At 42.2% G+C, this 17,757-nt stretch carries 17 protein-coding genes; 12 read left to right on the plus strand and 5 right to left on the minus strand.

From position 1 onward, the window contains the following. Nucleotides 1-208: 208 nt before the first annotated feature. Genes BM043_RS13865 through BM043_RS13890 form a run of 6 tightly spaced genes read left to right on the plus strand, consistent with a single transcriptional unit; the run spans nt 209 to nt 6,997 of the window. Nucleotides 209-904 carry an SIR2 family NAD-dependent protein deacylase gene (locus tag BM043_RS13865; RefSeq protein ID WP_092792644.1) on the plus strand — a complete coding sequence of 232 codons (696 nt, stop codon included), beginning with the start codon at nt 209-211 and terminating at the stop codon, nt 902-904. Nucleotides 905-959: 55 nt separating this feature from the next. Further along, the gene (locus BM043_RS13870; protein WP_092792646.1) at nt 960-2,309 is read left to right on the plus strand and encodes a flavin-containing monooxygenase; all 1,350 of its coding nucleotides are present in this window, start codon (nt 960-962) and stop codon (nt 2,307-2,309) included. Continuing rightward, entirely contained in the window at nt 2,306-3,427 is a 1,122-nt protein-coding gene (locus tag BM043_RS13875) for a serine hydrolase domain-containing protein (protein ID WP_092792648.1), read from the plus strand. Before BM043_RS13870 ends, BM043_RS13875 begins: the two co-directional genes overlap by 4 nt. Continuing rightward, nucleotides 3,424-4,758, plus strand: a complete 1,335-nt coding sequence (locus BM043_RS13880; RefSeq protein ID WP_092792650.1) for a YfcC family protein — start codon at nt 3,424-3,426, stop codon at nt 4,756-4,758. Before BM043_RS13875 ends, BM043_RS13880 begins: the two co-directional genes overlap by 4 nt. Before the next feature lie 21 nt (nt 4,759-4,779). Continuing rightward, nucleotides 4,780-5,799, plus strand: coding sequence for an L-glyceraldehyde 3-phosphate reductase (gene mgrA, locus BM043_RS13885; RefSeq protein WP_092792653.1), 1,020 nt, complete (start codon nt 4,780-4,782; stop codon nt 5,797-5,799). Nucleotides 5,800-5,806: 7 nt separating this feature from the next. Beyond that, a complete protein-coding gene (locus BM043_RS13890) occupies nt 5,807-6,997 on the plus strand; it encodes an MFS transporter (RefSeq protein ID WP_092792656.1) in 1,191 nt (396 codons plus the stop codon). Nucleotides 6,998-7,017: 20 nt separating this feature from the next. Here the strand turns inward: BM043_RS13890 and BM043_RS13895 are convergent, their stop codons facing one another. After that, nucleotides 7,018-7,809: a hypothetical protein gene (locus BM043_RS13895; protein ID WP_092792658.1), complete on the minus strand. Its 792-nt coding sequence runs from the start codon at nt 7,807-7,809 to the stop codon at nt 7,018-7,020. Nucleotides 7,810-8,008: 199 nt separating this feature from the next. Between BM043_RS13895 and BM043_RS13900 the strand changes: the two genes are divergently transcribed. Beyond that, a complete protein-coding gene (locus BM043_RS13900; RefSeq protein ID WP_092792661.1) occupies nt 8,009-9,130 on the plus strand; it encodes a pyridoxal phosphate-dependent aminotransferase in 1,122 nt (373 codons plus the stop codon). Continuing rightward, on the plus strand, nt 9,130-9,693 hold the full coding sequence (locus BM043_RS13905) for a GNAT family N-acetyltransferase (protein ID WP_092792664.1): 564 nt from the start codon (nt 9,130-9,132) through the stop codon (nt 9,691-9,693). The genes BM043_RS13900 and BM043_RS13905 overlap by 1 nt, the downstream gene beginning before the upstream one ends. Before the next feature lie 49 nt (nt 9,694-9,742). On the opposite strand, the gene BM043_RS13910 is transcribed toward BM043_RS13905, so the two are convergent. The 4 genes from BM043_RS13910 to BM043_RS13925 form a co-directional block, all read right to left on the minus strand. Next, a complete protein-coding gene (locus BM043_RS13910; protein WP_092792666.1) occupies nt 9,743-11,062 on the minus strand; it encodes an ABC1 kinase family protein in 1,320 nt (439 codons plus the stop codon). Between the two features lie 3 nt (nt 11,063-11,065). Continuing rightward, complete coding sequence (locus BM043_RS13915) at nt 11,066-11,731, minus strand: TetR/AcrR family transcriptional regulator (protein WP_092792668.1); 666 nt, start codon at nt 11,729-11,731, stop codon at nt 11,066-11,068. Between the two features lie 108 nt (nt 11,732-11,839). Further along, nucleotides 11,840-12,382, minus strand: coding sequence for an ATP-dependent protease subunit HslV (gene hslV, locus BM043_RS13920; protein WP_092792670.1), 543 nt, complete (start codon nt 12,380-12,382; stop codon nt 11,840-11,842). A 142-nt stretch (nt 12,383-12,524) separates the two neighbouring features. Next, a complete protein-coding gene (locus tag BM043_RS13925) occupies nt 12,525-14,213 on the minus strand; it encodes a pyruvate dehydrogenase complex dihydrolipoamide acetyltransferase (protein ID WP_092792672.1) in 1,689 nt (562 codons plus the stop codon). Nucleotides 14,214-14,334: 121 nt separating this feature from the next. Here BM043_RS13925 and BM043_RS13930 point away from each other — a divergent pair, with 121 nt between their 5' ends. The 4 genes from BM043_RS13930 to BM043_RS13945 all read left to right on the plus strand — a co-directional run bounded on the left by BM043_RS13930 (nt 14,335) and on the right by BM043_RS13945 (nt 17,662). Next, the gene (locus tag BM043_RS13930) at nt 14,335-15,294 is read left to right on the plus strand and encodes a YheT family hydrolase (RefSeq protein WP_092792674.1); all 960 of its coding nucleotides are present in this window, start codon (nt 14,335-14,337) and stop codon (nt 15,292-15,294) included. A 25-nt stretch (nt 15,295-15,319) separates the two neighbouring features. Continuing rightward, a complete protein-coding gene (locus BM043_RS13935; protein ID WP_092792675.1) occupies nt 15,320-16,018 on the plus strand; it encodes an SOS response-associated peptidase in 699 nt (232 codons plus the stop codon). Between the two features lie 86 nt (nt 16,019-16,104). Continuing rightward, nucleotides 16,105-17,103: a 3-oxoacyl-ACP synthase III family protein gene (locus tag BM043_RS13940; protein WP_092792677.1), complete on the plus strand. Its 999-nt coding sequence runs from the start codon at nt 16,105-16,107 to the stop codon at nt 17,101-17,103. Nucleotide 17,104: 1 nt separating this feature from the next. Beyond that, nucleotides 17,105-17,662, plus strand: a complete 558-nt coding sequence (locus BM043_RS13945; RefSeq protein ID WP_092792679.1) for a hypothetical protein — start codon at nt 17,105-17,107, stop codon at nt 17,660-17,662. Nucleotides 17,663-17,757: the final 95 nt, after the last annotated feature.

Below are 17,757 nucleotides of genomic sequence, written 5' to 3' on the forward strand. Positions count from 1 at the left end.
GTCTATTCAGATTTTAGCGAATAAGCGTATAAAGTTAAGCAATTTTAAAAAATGATAAAAAAAATACCCTTATTTAGAAAATTCTATCTCTTTTATTGAATTATTGGTTAAAAAAACAGCGAAAAACTAAAATCCTTACAATTTGTTTAAAAAAACCCAATAAAGGTCTTAGTAAATTTATTAGTCCCCAATTATTGATATTTAGATTATGCCCAAAGGAAAATTAGTCGTCTTATCTGGAGCAGGTATTTCCGTTGAGAGCGGGATCAAGACTTTTCGTGATAGTGATGGATTGTGGGAAAATCATGATATCATGGAAGTCGCCACGCCACACGGATGGAAAAAAAACCAAAAATTAGTCCTTGATTTTTATAATCAAAGAAGAAAACAAGAGCGGGAATGCCAGCCCAATCTGGCACATCACATTCTTGTAGAGTTAGAGAAATATTTTGAAGTAAAGATTATTACTCAAAATATCGATAGCCTTCATGAGCGGGCAGGTTCCTCAGACGTTCTGCATTTGCATGGCGAAATAAATAAAGCCCAGAGTTCATTGGACCCTAATTTAATTTATCCACTGGACCACTGGGAAATAAAATCCGGTGACACCTGTGAAAGGGGCAGTCAACTGCGTCCTCATGTAGTTTGGTTTGGTGAACCTGTCCCTAAAATGGAGGAGGCAATTCAGCTCGTAGAAAAAGCCGACATCTTTATAATTGTAGGAACCTCTCTTCAAGTCTATCCAGCGGCAAGTTTGGTGGATTTTGTACCCCATCACAGCCCCATTTATCTGGTAGATCCACAGGTTCCAGAGACAAAACCAAACAAAAATCTGATTGCAATCCCAGAAAATGCCAGTACCGGAATGAAAAAAGTCAAAGAAATGATTATTCAATCCGGATAAGGGTAAAGGTTTGGCTAAAAAAGATAAATTGAGGTCTGATTCTGAATAGAACCCTATGCGACCCAAAGTAGCCATCATCGGAGCTGGACCTTCCGGAATTACAGCCCTCAAGAATTTATTGGATCAGGGGATCGATGCAATCGCATTTGATCGCAATCAGGATGTGGGGGGAAATTGGATCTATTCTGAAGAGGAAAGTCATTCCAGTGTTTTTGAGACCACGCATATTATTTCTTCCAAAACCCTCTCCCAGTACGAGGATTTCACCTTTGATGAGTTTGACTCGGAAGTGGCCGATTATCCCTCGCATGATGAATTAAGAAGGTATTTTCAAGCCTATGCCTCCAAATTCAATCTTTACCCGTTCATTCGATTTGGCACTTTGGTCAAAAACTGCAAATGGGTTGATCAGCATACCTGGAGAATCACCACCGAAACCAATGGAGAATCCAAGAAAGAAATTTTTACCCATTTGGTAGTAGCTAATGGACATCATTGGAAACCCCGATATCCCACCTATCCCGGGGAATTTACAGGCGAATTTTTACACTCTCACCAATATAAAAAAGCGGCTCCTTTTTCAGGAAAACGGGTACTGGTCATCGGAGGAGGCAACTCGGCTTGCGATGTGGCGGTAGAGACAAGCCGCGTATCCAGAAAAACCGCCATTAGTTGGAGACGTGGCTATCGGATTGTACCAAAATTCCTTTTTGGGAAGCCAACCGACAAAGTAGCTGAGCGGAGTAAATGGATCCCTCCCCGAATGCGAATGGCCTTAAATTCCTTGCTCTTGAGAATAATCGTTGGAAAAAATGAAGATTATGGACTTCAGCCACCTACCCAGTCTTTCGCAGCGACGCACCCTACCATCAATGACGAATTGCTTCATAAAATCCGCCATGGTAAAGTGAAGCCTCGAGTGGACATTGAGCGATTTGATGGGAAAACGGTGACTTTCAAAGACGGCTCAAAAGAAGATTTTGACAGTATTGTGGCTTGTACCGGATATTGGCTTAGCCATCCTTTTTTTGACAAAAATTTTATCGATTACAGCAACGGTCCAGTGAAACTCTACTTAAGAATGTTTCACCCTGAGTATGAAAATCTTTATTTTATCGGGATGTTTCAGCCGTTGGGCTGTATCTGGCCTGGAGCTGAACTGCAAAGTAAACTAATGGCCCAAGAACTGGCTGGAAAGTGGCAAAGACCAGATAATATTGCTAATCTCAGTGAAAAGGAGGTCAAAAACCCACATTTTCGACAAATCAACACTCCCCGTCACACAATCACGGTAGATTATCATCTTTACGTCAAAGCCGTGAAAAAGCACTTACCGAAAAATTACATTTCAAGAGATCCTATCTCTCCCAAGCGAATTAAAGACCATGAATCCCATGAGCTATGAAGCTATCGCTCAAGTTAGTGCTGCTTATATTTGCCTTTCTTTCGCTCATTTTTATTGGTATTGAGTGGTGGCAAAGTCATCCTAAAGTCAATTTACCAGTTCCGCTGGGGACTTTTGGATTTGATGATCGAATGGATTCGATCTTGATCACTACGTTAAATCAAAACCAACTCGCCGGACTATCGGTGGGATTGATCATAGACTCCGAGATTGTTTATACCGGAGCGGCTGGATTTTCTAATTTGGAAACGAAAGATAGCTTGACCTCTGTTACCCAAATTCCCACAGCATCCGTCTCTAAACTATTTACAGCCCTCCTCGTTTCCTCCTATTTTTTAGAAAATGACATTCAACCCGAAGATAACATTTCCTCTCATTTCCCTTCAATAGTCAAGGAATTTCCCCAATTGGAAGACATAACTATTGCTTCCCTTTTAACTCACCAATCCGGACTCAGTGACAAAGGCTATTTGGGCTCTTGGCTAGGAATCAAAAAACCACTGAGGCTTGAAAATCATATTAAAAACATTCTTTCGAAACGCGTCAATCAAGAAACAGACAGCATCGCCAGCTACAGTGATCTCAATTTTGAGCTATTGGCTTTTCTCCTCGAGCAAAATTCCCAGAGTTCTTTTGAAAAACTTATGAATCCATTTCTGCAGGTAGAGCTGGGAATGACCCAAACTTATTTTAAAACTCCCGACCAATCCGATAGCCTTACCACCCAAGGTTATCAAAAAACCTTCCTCTGGAAGCGGCTTAAAAATAATCCATTTGTCTATGAAGTACTCCCGGATCCAGCATCTGGAATGATCAGCAGTACCCATGACTTGCTCAAGGCATTGATTCAATTAAGCCGGGGAGATTTGGGATATTTACAGCCTCATTTGGAATGGCTGGAGCAAGAGAATTCGGGTTTAGCCGGTTTTCAGCAAGTAAAATTGGGAAATCAAACTTATTGGGGGCATTTCGGAGGACAGGACGGATTTAGCTCCTTGCTGCTTTTTGATCTTGAGTTGGGTAATGGATTGGTCATTTTGTCCAACACGGCAGACAAAACTGATTTCAGAAAACAACTGGCTGAAAAATTGGAACCTTTTCTTTATCAAAAACCATGAAATTCAACTTTCCTCACCCCTTTGTCATTTTATTGGGATTTATTCTGCTCTCTTGGATCGCAGCATATTTTATCCCTTCCGGATCGTTTGAGCGGATTCTAGATGAAGCCACCGGACGAGAAATTGTCGTAGCAGATAGTTTTCAGGAAAAAGAAAAGACCCATTTGGGAATAGAAGAAATGGTTGTTTCCATTCCTGAGGGAATCATTCTAGGCAGTGATATTCTAGTCTTGATCCTGATCATCGGAGGAGCATTTTACGTGGTCGAAAAAACCGGAGCTTTGCAGGTAGGAGTCGAAGCATTGATCTATCGGTTTAGGGGAAATAATTTCATTTTGCTGATTTTGATTTCCTTAGCATTTTCGATCGCAGGAGCCACTATTGCCATGCAGGAGGAGATAATTGCTATGGTTCCCGTTCTTCTTGTCTTATCCAAAAAACTGGAATATGACATCAAGTCCATCGTCGGCCTCACCTTGGGATCCTCACTTTTGGGAGCGGGATTTTCGCCGATCAATCCTTTCAATGGATTACTCGGACAGAAACTAGCCGAGTTAGACGTAGCCGAGGGATTGGTTTTTCGACTGCTTGTTTTTGTTATTGCACTCAGCATTTGGACCTTTCTGATGATCAGAAAAGGCAAAAGTGAATCGAGCTCTCAAGAGCAACTCAACTTTAAGCCAACCACAATCGGATGGAGAAATGGCTTAATTCTCACCTTATCCTTGGGCGGAATTTTGGCGATGGGCTGGGGAATCACTCAAAAAGACTGGGGATACAATGAAATGTCTGCCTTGTTTTTGGTCATCGGAATTTCCTGTGGTTTGATCGGAAAGCTGGGAATCAATGGCACCGCAAAGACCTATTCTGAGGGATTTGGAGAAATGATTTTCGCAGGGGTGATTGTAGGTTTGGCTCGGGCAGTTTATCTGATTTTGGAAAAGGGCCAAATCATCGATTCGGTAATTTTTGCCTTATTTTCTCCTTTGGAAGGATTGCCAGATCAGATTGCGGTAGTCGGATTATTTTTTAGCCAATGTTTGATCCATATTCCAGTTCCCAGCACCTCGGGACAAAATGTACTAACTATTCCTTTGGCGACGCCATTGATGGATCTCCTCGGCATCTCACGACAACTTGCCGTACTGAGCACCCAATACGCCACCAATCTAATGGATATGCTCACCCCTACCAATGGAGGAATGATGGCGGTCATCGCCGCAGCCGGGGTTCAATATCAAGATTGGATTCGGTTTATTATCAAAAGTTGGCTGATGCTGTTAGGAATTAGTTTGATATCTTTATTTATCGCCTTAATTTGGTTTTCTTAAATCCAATTAACCTATTAAATCATGCAAATCAACGATCACAATCCACTCCTTCCCTATCAACCTGCAGCGGATCGCTACAATCAGATGAACTATCGATATTGTGGAAATAGTGGATTACGCCTACCCGAAATCAGTCTTGGTCTTTGGCATAATTTCGGCCACAATGCCGACTTTACTTTAGGAAGAAAAATCCTCAGGAGAGCTTTTGATTTGGGAATCTGCCATTTTGATTTGGCAAACAATTACGGACCTCCGTTTGGCTCCGCAGAGGAAAATTTTGGCAGAATATTACAGAAAGATTTTAAAGCTTACCGGGACGAACTTTTGATCTCGTCGAAAGCTGGCTGGGATATGTGGCCCGGTCCATATGGGAATTTTGGCTCGAGAAAATACCTGATCGCCAGCTGCGACCAAAGTCTCCAGCGAATGGGCTTGGATTATGTGGATATATTTTATCATCACCGTCCTGACCCTGACACCCCGCTAGAGGAAACGATGGGAGCATTGGATCAATTAGTCAGACAGGGAAAAGCGCTCTACGTGGGAATTTCCCAATACAATGCAGAGGATACGGCAAAGGCTTATCGGATTTTAAAGGAAATGGGCACCCCACTCCTGATTCATCAGCCCAGATACAATATGCTTGATCGATGGGTCGAAGATGGCCTTTTGGATGTTATGGGTGAAAAAGGAATCGGAAGTATCGCCTTCTCTCCGTTGGAACAGGGAATGTTGACCGATAAATACCTGAAAGGAATTCCTAAAGACTCCCGCGCCGCCAAAGACGGTCGATACCTCAAGCCCGAACAAATCAGCGACGAAAAACTGGAATTGATCAAATCACTGAATGAAATTGCCCTCAACCGCGGTCAAACCCTAGCCCAAATGGCAATTTCTTGGCTTTTGAAGGATTCCCGGGTGACTTCAGTATTGGTTGGGGTATCCAAACCCGAGCAGCTTGATGACAATGTCAATGCCGTTAAAAACACCAAATTCACTGAGGAAGAACTTCAAAAAATCAGAAAAATCATTGGAGCCTAAGCCACCGATGAATCCACGAAGTGCCTTGATTTTGATTGTAATCGCTCAATTTCTGGGCACTTCACTATGGTTTGCCGGCAACGCAGCTATTCCCCAGATTAGCCTGCTGCTCGACCTACCCAATCTCACGGCTTGGATTACATCTGCCGTTCAGTTGGGCTTTATTTCAGGTACTTTGATTTTTGCGATTTTCTCGGTTCCCGACCGCTATTCACCACGTTTCGTGTTTTTGATCAGTGCCTGTTTGGCTGCATTTTTCAACCTGTTAATAGCTGTAATTCCCTTATCCTTTGGCTTGGTTTTGACTTTTAGGTTTATGGTTGGATTTTTCCTCGCAGGAATTTATCCGGTAGGAATGAAAATCGCATCCGATTATTTTGAAAAAGGCCTAGGTGCTGCTTTGGGTTTTTTGGTGGGAGCGTTGGTACTCGGTACGGCATTTCCGCATTTGATCCGAGCATTGGACGTCAATTACGATTGGAAATTGATTTTCTGGATTACCTCCGGAATAGCTATTTTGGGTGGATTGTTAGTCGGCTTATTTGTACCGGATGGACCTTTTTGCAAAAAAAATCTTCAGTTTGATTGGGCCTTATTACCCAAACTGAGTAAAATCCCGGCTTTGAAAAGTGCCGCTTCAGGTTACTTTGGTCACATGTGGGAGCTATACACCTTTTGGGCTTTTGTCCCTACCTTACTCTGGGCTCTGGGAAATTATGAGACAACCGGATTTGAAAACGGCTTGTATTCGTTTTTAATCATCGGTGTCGGCGCAATTTCTTGTGCCATCGGGGGACTTTTAGCCAATAAATTTGGCAGTAAGAATATCGCGTTGATTTCGCTTTTCGGAAGTGGACTTTGCTGTTTACTCGTTTTATTGATTCCCTCTTTTCCAAAAGGTTTTCTATTGCCTTTCCTGTTGATATGGGGCATGTTGGTCACAGCTGATTCCCCCCAATTTTCCACTTTGGTCGCGCAAGCCACCCCTGCAATTTACCGAGGAACAGCCTTAACTTTGGTCAATTGTCTTGGATTTGCCTTGACCATATTTTCGATTCAAATCGGTCAATTTCTTTTGGCTCATTATCCCACACAATGGGTAATGAGCACACTTTTTATCGGTCCAGCACTGGGCATATTCTTATTTAGATTTTTTCAAAAAAAGAGAGAGACCCTGAATCAGAATCTCTCTACGTAATCACAAACCGGACTATATTGTTAACGTACTACATTCTCTAGTGTTGCCAAATACACCCATTTTTGATCCCTGGAATTGAGCCCTTCATTGACTTTTTTTCGCTGCTCATCCGTCTGCTCTATATCCTCATAAGCCTGCGCATTGAAAAACTGCATGTAATCTTTATACATGTTCAATGTGAGATGCGTAGAGGAAGCCTCCGAGCCCAGTGGTAAAGCCGTTCGCAAGAAACTCCAATGTCCCATGAGGCCTTTTTCGATATTACGCTGATGGATGGGTTTAAACACCTCCATCTCAGCCTTTTCGTAGGCATTAAACTTACCCTCATTGGCTTTCATCAAATCGAAAGAAGCAAGGACACCTGGCTTCATCTGGAAATTATCCTCTGTACTTACAATTTCCTTCATATACAGCCGCATTGGCATATCCCGCATGGAGAGAGATTCCTGGAATAGTCTTTCGACTTGGGATTCATTCAGGTGAGGATAGGCTATTCTGGTATATTCTTCCATTTGCTCCTCATCCAATCCATTCATCATTTTGACAGGATCATCGTAATGAGTCACCATGATGTACTGAAAAGATGCATCATCTGCACCGGATTGGAGTGACCAAAAGTCCCATCCTACTATTTGATCATCGTTTCGTGCCTGACGGTACACCTTTTCCATCAAGTCCTTAAATTCGATATAATCGAAGAGTTGATCGTTTTCAACCTTGATAAATTCGAATACCATATAACGTGTTTGCTGGGCACTGAGGACAGTGGACCATAGCAACCCGCAAACCAAGAAAAACAGGATTTTTTTCATGACAAATAGAGGTTAAGGGTTATTGTGCTTCTGTATAATTTAAAAATTAATTTCGCACAAAAGCAAATAATTAGAAGGAAATTTTTCAAAAGCCATATTTCACCACAAAAACAGTATTTTAAGAATCTTTAAGCATAAATGTAAAATCTATAAGTATTGTCAAAAAAACTTGGTATTTTACTAACAAATTGAAGAAAGAATGAAAGGAATATCAAGAAGATCGTGGATCAAAAAAGCCGGATTTAGCACTGGACTTGCCCTGGTGGGAACTCATTTGAGCAATTCTTTAACAGCCGAGGAAATCAAGAAATTTAATCCGAGACCCCTCGTCGGACCTGTTCGGCTGGGATCAAACGAAAATCCATTTGGACCATCCGAAAAAATGCGGGAAGCCATGGCTGCCCACTTTGACCTCGGCTGCCGATATCCCTGGGGATACAATGCCGATCTTGCCAAGATGCTTTCCGAAAAAGAAGGCGTACCTGAAGACCATATCGTTTTGGTGGCTGGTTCTACAGAAGGACTCAAGGTAGCTGGTTTAACATTTGGACAAGGAGGCGAAATCATCAGCTGTGCGCCTACCTTCCTCTCTTTGATGGACTATGCCGAACTCTGGGGTACTGAAATCAATTGGGTTCCCCTTAACAAAGATTTGGACTTTGATCTAGAAGAAATCGAAAAGCGGGTCTCCAATGACACCGGATTGGTTTTCCTATGCAATCCCAATAATCCCACCGGAAAACTTCTTCCCGCTCAAAAAGTGATGGACTTCTGTGAATCGGTCAGTAAAAAAACAGTGGTTTTTAGTGACGAAGCCTATTATGATTACATCACCGAACCCAACTATCCATCCATGGTGGAGCTGGTCAAAAAAGGAATGGATGTGATTGTTTCCCGGACTTTTTCCAAAGCCTATGGACTCGCTGGTATTCGGCTGGGTTATTTGATTGCAAAACCCGAATTGGCAAAAAAACTCCGCGAAAGAGTTGTCGCCAACACCAACATCATGGCTATCGAAGCCGGAAAAGCAGCATTGAAGGATAAAGAATTTTACGATTTTTCATTACAAAAAACAGTAGAAGCCCGTAACTCCATTACGCAAACGCTCGACGAATTGAAATTGCCTTATCTTGATTCACATGCCAATTTTGTCTTTTTCCAATCTGGACGTGATATTTCAGAATTGGAACGGACTTTTGCGGATAAAGGAATCATCATCGGCAGACCTTTCCCTCCTTTAACTGATTGGTGCAGAATCTCCACCGGTACTCCGGAAGAAGTCGCGATGTTTAATACCACCCTAAAAGAAGTTTTGGGATAATGCCGTTACCTTATATCGAATTAGAAAATGAATCCATCCTGCTTCGTCCATTGATGAAGCAGGATTTTTCTTTATTGGTGGAGCTTTGTCAGGACAAAACACTCTGGGAGTATTTCACTTATGATCTGAGCCGGGAAAAAGAATTTGAAAAATGGGCCGAACCTGGATTCACCGGCGATCGTGTCCAATTTTCAGTGATAGACAAAGTCAATGGACAGCTGATGGGTTCAACAGCTTTTGGCAATTATGCTGCACGAGACCAGCGAATAGAAATCGGATGGACCTGGCTGGGAAGTGATTTTCATGGAAAAGGGATCAATCCGCAAATGAAGTTTTTAATGCTGAAATATGCCTTTGAAACCCTTAAGCTCAAACGGGTCGAAATTAAAACCGACGTGCTCAATCTTCCCGCTCGGAAAGCCTTACTGAAAATGGGAATTGTCGAAGAAGGAATTCTCCGGAGCCATACACTTCTCAGCACTGGAAGACGAAGAGATACGATTTATTACAGCGTTTTGGAGAGTGAATGGCCGGAGTTGAAAATCAATTGGCAAAAAAAATGACCTTCAAAAGAGGTCATTTTTTCATCTAAACAAATCACAAAACAAAATCTTACTTCAACCAATCCGGCTTCGTCGTATCAATTTCGGCCTGAAGCTGATTTAGCAGGTTATACAATCCAAAATAGGTTCTGTTGATATATAAACCATGTCTGGACCCCCGTGCCTGACGGGATTTCTTAAACATTTTGTCGTTAGAAATTCGATCTCCAAGCTGGAATATTTGCTCAAAGAATCCATCATCCGAAAAATCAAAACGATCGACATGAAAGGGCTTTCCAAGCAAGGAAATCATTTCCTTGAATACACCTTTAAAATACGCTTGCTCTACCTCGCTGTCCTTGTCTGAGATAAATTCCAAGGTGTAAAATATCTGGTTAAGCTCTTCTTCATTGATCAAAAGCTCACGCTTGATCAGTGAAAAATAACCATGATAGAAATCTTCCGGGATGACTTTGACACAGCCAAAATCAATAATCCCCAAGACATCATTTTCTTGGATAATGAAATTTCCCGGATGGGGATCGGCGTGAACCTGCATTAAATTATGCACTTGATGATGATAAAAATCCCAAAGAGCTTGTCCTACTTGATTTCGGGACTTTTTACTCGGTTTCGTGTCCATCCATTCTTTGATATGAAGGCCCTGAATCCAGTCCATTGTGATGATACGCTCTGAGCTCAACTCATCATAATACTTTGGGAAATTAAGATTGGGAATGTGCGCACAAGCTTCTGAAATTTCTCTGGATCGCTCCACTTCCAATACGTAATCGGTCTCCTCTACCAATCGCTCCTCTACCTCTCCCATGTAATGATCAAGCTCTTTCTCATTCATATTGAGCAGACGCAAAGCAAAGGGACGGACTAATTTCAGATCCGAACTGACCGAATCAGCCACACCTGGATATTGAATTTTGACGGCAAATAATTTTTCGCCTTTGGTCGCCTGATGCACTTGTCCAATCGAAGCTGCGTTTACGGCAGATCGGGTGAAGGTCTCAAAAATTTGCTCAGGCCCTTTACCAAAATGTTGCTGGAAGGTTTTTACTACCAAGGGATAAGACAAGGGTGGCGCCGAATATTGGGCCATGGTAAATTTGTCTTGATAAGCCCGCGGCAGAAGATTTTTATCCATGGACATCATCTGAGCCACCTTCAGGGCAGAACCTTTGAGTTGGCTCAGAGAATTATAAATGTCGGTTGCATTGCTTTGATGCAAAGACTCTTTGTCGAGAGCCGGATTAACCATCTTTTTGGCGTAATGCTTCACATAATTCCCTCCCACCTTTGCTCCTGTGGAAATAAATTTGGCTGCCCGCTGCACTTTCGAAACCGGAATGGCTTCTTGCTCTTTCACTTGATTTGCCATGAATTATTTATTTTGATAAAGGAATTTTGCGAAGTCAATAAAGCTGTCCAGGGCACTTTTTCCCATCAGGTCAAACGCTAAATTGACGGATTTTTCGATGGCAGCATCAGTTTTTTCAAAACGGGGAGAAACGTCGTCCAACCAATAATTGAACACAAACCACCCCTGTAACCAAAGGGCTTCATCGTATCGGTCTGATATGACAGGACGGTTAGCAATTTCTTGGGTTTCTTTTCCCTCCAAAATAATTTCGGAAGCAAAATCTTTAAACTTCTCTTTAAATTCTTTTACTTCTTTAGGCAAGGCTGTTATCCCTTTGGGCTTTTCCCCATAGAGACTTAATAAATAAGATCTATTTTTCTTTAACTCCTCGATCCAGGTGAATAGGAAACCAAGGAATTTTTCTCGTGCTGAATATTCTTTATAAACTTCCTGCGCCTCAATCTGGGCCAAGGAATCCTCAAAAATCTGAACCCAAATCGCGGATTTGATTGCATCGAACGAAGTGAAGTAACTGTAAAAATCACCTTCCTTCATTTTCAGTTCTTTGGCAAATTTGAAAACAGAGTTAGGCATGGTGCCATGCTCTAGCACATGAGTCACAAAACCTTCTAATATCAGTTTCCGATAATCTTTTTTTGTAGTTTTTTTAGTGGTTGTAGTTTCCATTTCGCTGGTTTAATTACAAACTGATAACCCCTAAAAGTGAGTTTGGGTTTAACTCAACTGCATAAAAAAACCGAACTTCTCAGTTCGGCTCGCTTAATTTGACCTGAATCAATCCCTAACCTGCTCAATGACAAGGTTATGATTAGTGTAAATACAGACATCAGCTGCGATATGGAGGCTTTCTCTGACCATTTCCTCGGCCGAAAGTTGTGGCGCAAATTTTTTCATCGCCCGGGCGGCAGATTGTGCAAACATACTCCCTGATCCGATGGTAGCAATCTCCAAATCCGGCTCAATGACATCCCCAGTCCCCGAAATAATCAAGATGTCATCTTTATCTGCTACGATCATCATCGCTTCCAGTTTACTGAGCATTCGGTCGGTTCGCCATTCTTTGGCCAATTCTACCGCGGCCCGTTTCATATTGTTGCCAAATGCCCCGAGCTTCTCTTCAAACTTTTCCAGAAGCGTAAATGCATCCGCTGTGGAGCCTGCAAATCCAGTCACAATTTTCCCTTCTTGCAAGACACGGATTTTTTTGACACTGCTTTTCGCTATCGTATTGCCAAGAGTGGCCTGCCCGTCTGCACCTATAAATGTCTGACCATTGTGGCGGATGGCTACAACGGTGGTTGATTTGATTTTTTCCATGGAATTAAATAATGCTTTTCTGATTTAGGATGTTTTCGTAAGCTAAGTCGTCTTCACAGAAAAAGCTTTGCGAAGTCATCGATAATTTCAATAACCATACTAAAAGCAAAAAGTCCTGAAATCAGGACTTTTTGACAGCATATTAAATAAGGATCCGAACCGGATCTTCGAGTAATCCCTTTAGTGTCAGCAAAAATGCCGATCCCACTGCGCCATCCACGACCCGGTGATCGCAGGAAAGCGTCACTTTCATGACATTACCGACTTTCATTTCTCCGTCTTTTACGATGACGGTTTCCTTGATTCCTCCGACAGCCAGAATACAGGCATCCGGCGGGTTGATGATCGCGGTAAACTCCTCGATACCAAACATTCCCAAATTGGAAATGGTAAAGGTATTTCCTTCCCAGTCCTTGGGCTGCAGTTCTTTATTTTTAGCTTTTCCGCCGAGCGTTTTGGCTTCATTGGATATCTGAGAAAGAGACTTACTATCTGCAAAACGAATGACAGGAACCAAAAGTCCTTCTTCTACCGCTACTGCCATTCCGATATGGATATGATCATTGTATCGGATTTTGTCTCCCAGCCAGCTTGAGTTTACCTTCGGATTCTGACGCAAAGCAACTGCCGATGCCTTAATGACTAAATCGTTAAACGAGATTTTTACCGGTGCGATTTCATTCATGCTTTTTCTCGCTTCGATCGCCTTGTCCATGTTAATCTCCATGGTCAGGTAGAAATGAGGTGCGCCAAATTTGCTCTCAGCCAATCGCTTAGCGATCACTTTTCTCATTTGAGAAACTTTCTCCTCCTTATAGCTTTCTTGTCCGATAGATGGCATGACTGCAGAAGCTGAAGCAGAGGCGTCAGCTGCGGCTGTAGGCACGAAGCTTTCCACATCCCGTTTAATGATTCTCCCTCCATCGCCGGAGCCAGAAACCTGACGAATATCGATCCCTTTATCTTCAGCAATTTTCTTAGCCAAAGGAGAGGCTTTCACCCGCTCACCACTGGTAGCGACAGGGGAAGGGGAAGTCAAACTGCCATTAGACTTAGATTGGTCAGCCGATTTATCCTCTTTCTTTTCTGATGATGGTTCGCTTTTCTTTTCCTCGGATTTTTCCTCTGGTTCGTCATCTCCTCCCGAGGATTCCTGCTCGTGTGCTTTTAGCAAGGTCTTGTAGTCAGCTCCCTTTTCCCCAATAATGGCAATCACGCCATCGACTGGTACGCTATCGCCTTCTTCAACACCGATATAGAGCAAGTTTCCGTCTTCATAGGACTCCAGCTCCATGGTGGCTTTATCCGTTTCTACCTCGGCGATAATTTCTCCAGACTTCACCTCATCACCTACTTTTTTGAGCCAAGCCGCAATAGTCCCTTCCTGCATGGTATCGGACATTTTTGGCATGGTCACGAGGGTGGCATTGATAGAAGAGGTATCTATTTTTTCTGACTTTTCCTTTTTTTCTTCTTTAACCTCGTCTTCCTTATCGGATGATTTTTCTTCTTTCTTCTCCGATTTGGAGTCGTCTTTCTTTTCCTCCCCGGAATCATCTCCATCCTCTTTCAAAAGATGCTTGTAATCCTCTCCTTTCTCTCCGATTACTGCGATGATACCGTTTACTGGAACAGCGTCTTTTTCTTCGACACCGATATATAGTAGGACACCTTCGTCGTAGGATTCCAGCTCCATAGTTGCTTTGTCGGTTTCGACTTCAGCCAAAATATCTCCTGGCTTGACACTGTCCCCAACTTTTTTCAACCATGCAGCGATCACCCCTTCTTCCATGGTGTCACTCATTTTAGGCATTCTGATTACTTCGGCCATAGGTTATTGCGCGATTATTCTTGTTTAAAGTGTCCAAAAATAGTTTTTATAAAGTCTTTATTCAAATTTAAAACTAGTATTTTCCCAAGGCTGTTTACCCAGCAAAGATTTAAACTAAACCATGCCTATCATCAGCTCCAGCAACTACCAAAGACCTAAGTGGCTGTTTAATGGACATTTAGAGACCATTTATCCAGCTTTATTTCGTAAAGTAGAACTTATTCAACCCGAAAAAGAACGGATAGTTACTTCAGACAGAGATTTTTTGGATTTGGATTGGTATCGACAAAACAGCCAAAAACTGATCATCATCAGCCACGGACTTGAGGGAAACAGCAGTCGCCCTTACATGCTCGGCATGGCCCGGATTTTTTTGAGAAATCACTTTGATGTCATGACTTGGAACTACCGGGGTTGTGGGACCGAGCTTAATCATCAGCCTATTTTTTATCACTCTGGAGCCACTTATGATTTGGAGGAAGTCGTGAAGCGTGGCTTACAAGATTATCGGGAAATCTACTTGATCGGCTTTAGTTTGGGAGGAAATCTCACCCTAAAATATTTGGGAGAAAATCAAGGAAAAATTCCTGCAATAAAAAAAGCTGTGGCTATCTCGGTTCCCTTGGACTTGTCTTCCAGCAGTAAAAAAATTTCTTCCCGTGAAAATAAACTTTATAGTGAGCGTTTTCTGAAAACCTTGAGAGAAAAAGTTATCCGAAAAGCCCAGCATTTTCCGGAGGAAATCCCCGTGCATTTTCTCAGAAATATTAAAACCCTAGCTGATTTTGACGATTATTTCACGGGGCCGATTCACGGATTCAAAGACTCTGAAGACTATTATCGCCAAAATTCATCACTTTATTTTTTGGACAAAATCCAACAACCCACACTGATAGTAAATGCTCAAAATGATCCTTTTCTCAGTAGGGAATGTTTCCCTACCAAAATGGCACGAGAGCTTGAATCTGTTTACTTCGAATTTCCGAAATATGGAGGACATGTGGGCTTTAGTTCAACAAAAAAGGGCATCCCTTATTATTCTGAGCAACGGGCATTTGAATTTATAAGCAGCGATCTCTAACTTCCACCAAATTATCTCTATTCCTATGTGCGGACGATATTCCCTGAGCAAAAGTAAAATCGAACTGGAGGAACGGTTTCAGGCCGAGATGCTTGCAGATTTTAATCCAAGATACAACATCGCTCCTACTCAATTGGTCCCCGTGATCACTTCTCAAAGCCCAAAAGGCTTCTCTTTTTTCTATTGGGGAATTACTCCTGAATTTGGCCAAAACAAACCCGTCGCTCAGAAACTCATTAATGCCAAGGCAGAAACAGTCAATGAAAAAGTCTCCTTTAAAAATTCCTTTAAACAACGGAGATGCCTGATCCCGGCGGATGGATTCTACGAATGGAAAAGACTCGGTAAGAAAACAAAAATCCCATACCGCTTTACCCTTCGCGATGAAGAGCTTTTTTCGTTTGCAGGTATCTGGGAGGAATTCGAAAATGTCAATGGGGAAATTCAGCATACTTTTCTGATTCTTACTACCAGTCCAAATCAAGTGGTCGCAGAGATCCACGACCGAATGCCTGTAATTTTGCCCCGAGAATCCGAAAAAAAATGGTTGGATACCTACAGCACCGAAGCAGAGCTGCTTCCCCTGCTCCAGCCTTTTGATCCCGAGCAGATGGCCAGTTTTACGGTTTCGCCCTTGGTCAATTCGGTTAAAAATGATTCTCCTGCGCTTATCCGAAAAACCTCTCCGATTGATCAGCATGGAAACTATACCCTGTTTGGTTAAACGAACTATCTTTATTTTATTTTTGTAGAAAATAAGAAGCTTCCGATATTGGAATACCTTTCTTTTTTAAACCCAAATACGACCAAATGAAAAAATCCAGAATCCTTGGTGTAGGACACTGTGTCCCAGATCGGATAGTGACCAATGAGGAACTATCACAGATGATGGACACCAATAATGAGTGGATTGTAGAGCGAACAGGGATTCATACCAGGCACTGGTTTACCCCGGATGTCGACACGGTCACTTCCTTGTCTAAGAGAGCCACCGAAATGGCATTGGAAAGATCGGGAGTCACTGCCAAAGAAATTGATTTCATCGTTTTCGCAACCATTACTCCGGATTATTATGTGCCTGGCAATGGTGTACTCTTGCAGCGAGAGTTGGATTTTGGAGAGATCGGAGCGCTGGATATTCGTAATGCCTGTTCAGGATTTATCTATGCGCTGTCAGTGGCTGATCAGTTTATCAAAACCGGGATGTACAAAAAAATCCTCGTCGTAGGCGCTGAAATTCAGTCTTCAGCTTTGGACAAAAGTGATGAAGGGCGCTCCAGTTCGGTGATTTTTGCTGACGGAGCAGGGGCAGTGATATTGGGAGCAGTTGAGCCGGATCAACCGGGGATTTTATCTACTCATCTCCATTCTCAAGGAGAGTATGCAGAGGAACTCTACTGCAAAGATCCCGGTAGTAGCCGAAAAGTCCGGATCTCCCAAGAAATGATTGATTCGGGCAGTTTTTATTTGAAAATGAACGGAAATGCAGTATTTAAACATGCCGTGGTTCGTTTTATGGAAGTGATTCAAGAAGCTTTGGACCACAACAACCTGAAAAAATCTGACATTGACTTGCTCGTTCCCCATCAGGCAAACCTTAGGATCAGCCAATTTATCCAGAAAAAACTGGAACTACCTGACGAAAAAGTTTTTAACAACATCATGCACATGGGAAATACCACCGCAGGCACTATCCCAATTGCCCTTAGTGAAGCTTGGGAACAGGGAAAAATCAAGGAAGGTGATCTGATTTGCTTAGCCGCATTTGGTTCCGGATTTACCTGGGCTTCCGCTATTTTGCAATGGTAAAATGAACAATTCATCTACTCAGCTTAATCTGGACCTGTGGAAAGACGAACAACTGATCCGAAAGCAAAACCGACTCAAATACCAATTTTGGGAACTTTTAGGAAAAGTAGGAGATCATTTTGAGCAGGAGGAATTAAAAAAAATCCATGCTCCATCTCGGGGGAAAAAGCTATCTCAAGGAAGTGATTTGATGGGATTGCCCTACCAGGTTTTGGATATAATTCGGGATTTTGACCTGGAAAAAGGACTGAATATCAGAATCCTCAATTGGTTTGGGAAAGGGCTCTATCTTTTTGTTTTATTGGGAAAAGAAAATTTCGGATCACTAGATTTAGGGGAGCAATCTTTTCAAAAATGTAATTGGGATAGTCCTTGGGAATATGAGAAACTCATTGTCTCAAACGAAAAACTAGCCCTAGATTCTGACCCTGGTTTTTTTCAATGGTATAAAGAAATCCCGGTCTTCAATTTGACCTCAAAGAATGAAATCGAATGGGTTTTTCAAATAAAAAAATTAACTGACACCCTCTCCCAACATCTGGGAATCCAAGAGATTTAAGTTATTTTTAAACAGGAATTGTAATCCTGCGTAAAATACTTTCGATTGTCCAAAATTAAATAGGCACTTCGTACTTCTTAGAAACAGTCGAAGCA

This window comes from Algoriphagus hitonicola, from assembly GCF_900113375.1.
In the GTDB taxonomy this organism is placed as follows: Bacteria; Bacteroidota; Bacteroidia; order Cytophagales; family Cyclobacteriaceae; genus Algoriphagus; species Algoriphagus hitonicola.

Coding starts and splice junctions, on each gene's coding strand:
- hslV (WP_092792670.1), bottom strand. CDS start 12,382: ATGGAAAAAATCAAATCAACCACCGTTGTAGCCATCCGCCACAATGGT.
- BM043_RS13890 (WP_092792656.1), top strand. CDS start 5,807: ATGAATCCACGAAGTGCCTTGATTTTGATTGTAATCGCTCAATTTCTG.
- mgrA (WP_092792653.1), top strand. CDS start 4,780: ATGCAAATCAACGATCACAATCCACTCCTTCCCTATCAACCTGCAGCG.
- BM043_RS13940 (WP_092792677.1), top strand. CDS start 16,105: ATGAAAAAATCCAGAATCCTTGGTGTAGGACACTGTGTCCCAGATCGG.
- BM043_RS13880 (WP_092792650.1), top strand. CDS start 3,424: ATGAAATTCAACTTTCCTCACCCCTTTGTCATTTTATTGGGATTTATT.
- BM043_RS13875 (WP_092792648.1), top strand. CDS start 2,306: ATGAAGCTATCGCTCAAGTTAGTGCTGCTTATATTTGCCTTTCTTTCG.
- BM043_RS13870 (WP_092792646.1), top strand. CDS start 960: ATGCGACCCAAAGTAGCCATCATCGGAGCTGGACCTTCCGGAATTACA.
- BM043_RS13925 (WP_092792672.1), bottom strand. CDS start 14,213: ATGGCCGAAGTAATCAGAATGCCTAAAATGAGTGACACCATGGAAGAA.
- BM043_RS13935 (WP_092792675.1), top strand. CDS start 15,320: ATGTGCGGACGATATTCCCTGAGCAAAAGTAAAATCGAACTGGAGGAA.
- BM043_RS13930 (WP_092792674.1), top strand. CDS start 14,335: ATGCCTATCATCAGCTCCAGCAACTACCAAAGACCTAAGTGGCTGTTT.
- BM043_RS13945 (WP_092792679.1), top strand. CDS start 17,105: ATGAACAATTCATCTACTCAGCTTAATCTGGACCTGTGGAAAGACGAA.
- BM043_RS13895 (WP_092792658.1), bottom strand. CDS start 7,809: ATGAAAAAAATCCTGTTTTTCTTGGTTTGCGGGTTGCTATGGTCCACT.
- BM043_RS13905 (WP_092792664.1), top strand. CDS start 9,130: ATGCCGTTACCTTATATCGAATTAGAAAATGAATCCATCCTGCTTCGT.
- BM043_RS13865 (WP_092792644.1), top strand. CDS start 209: ATGCCCAAAGGAAAATTAGTCGTCTTATCTGGAGCAGGTATTTCCGTT.
- BM043_RS13910 (WP_092792666.1), bottom strand. CDS start 11,062: ATGGCAAATCAAGTGAAAGAGCAAGAAGCCATTCCGGTTTCGAAAGTG.
- BM043_RS13900 (WP_092792661.1), top strand. CDS start 8,009: ATGAAAGGAATATCAAGAAGATCGTGGATCAAAAAAGCCGGATTTAGC.
- BM043_RS13915 (WP_092792668.1), bottom strand. CDS start 11,731: ATGGAAACTACAACCACTAAAAAAACTACAAAAAAAGATTATCGGAAA.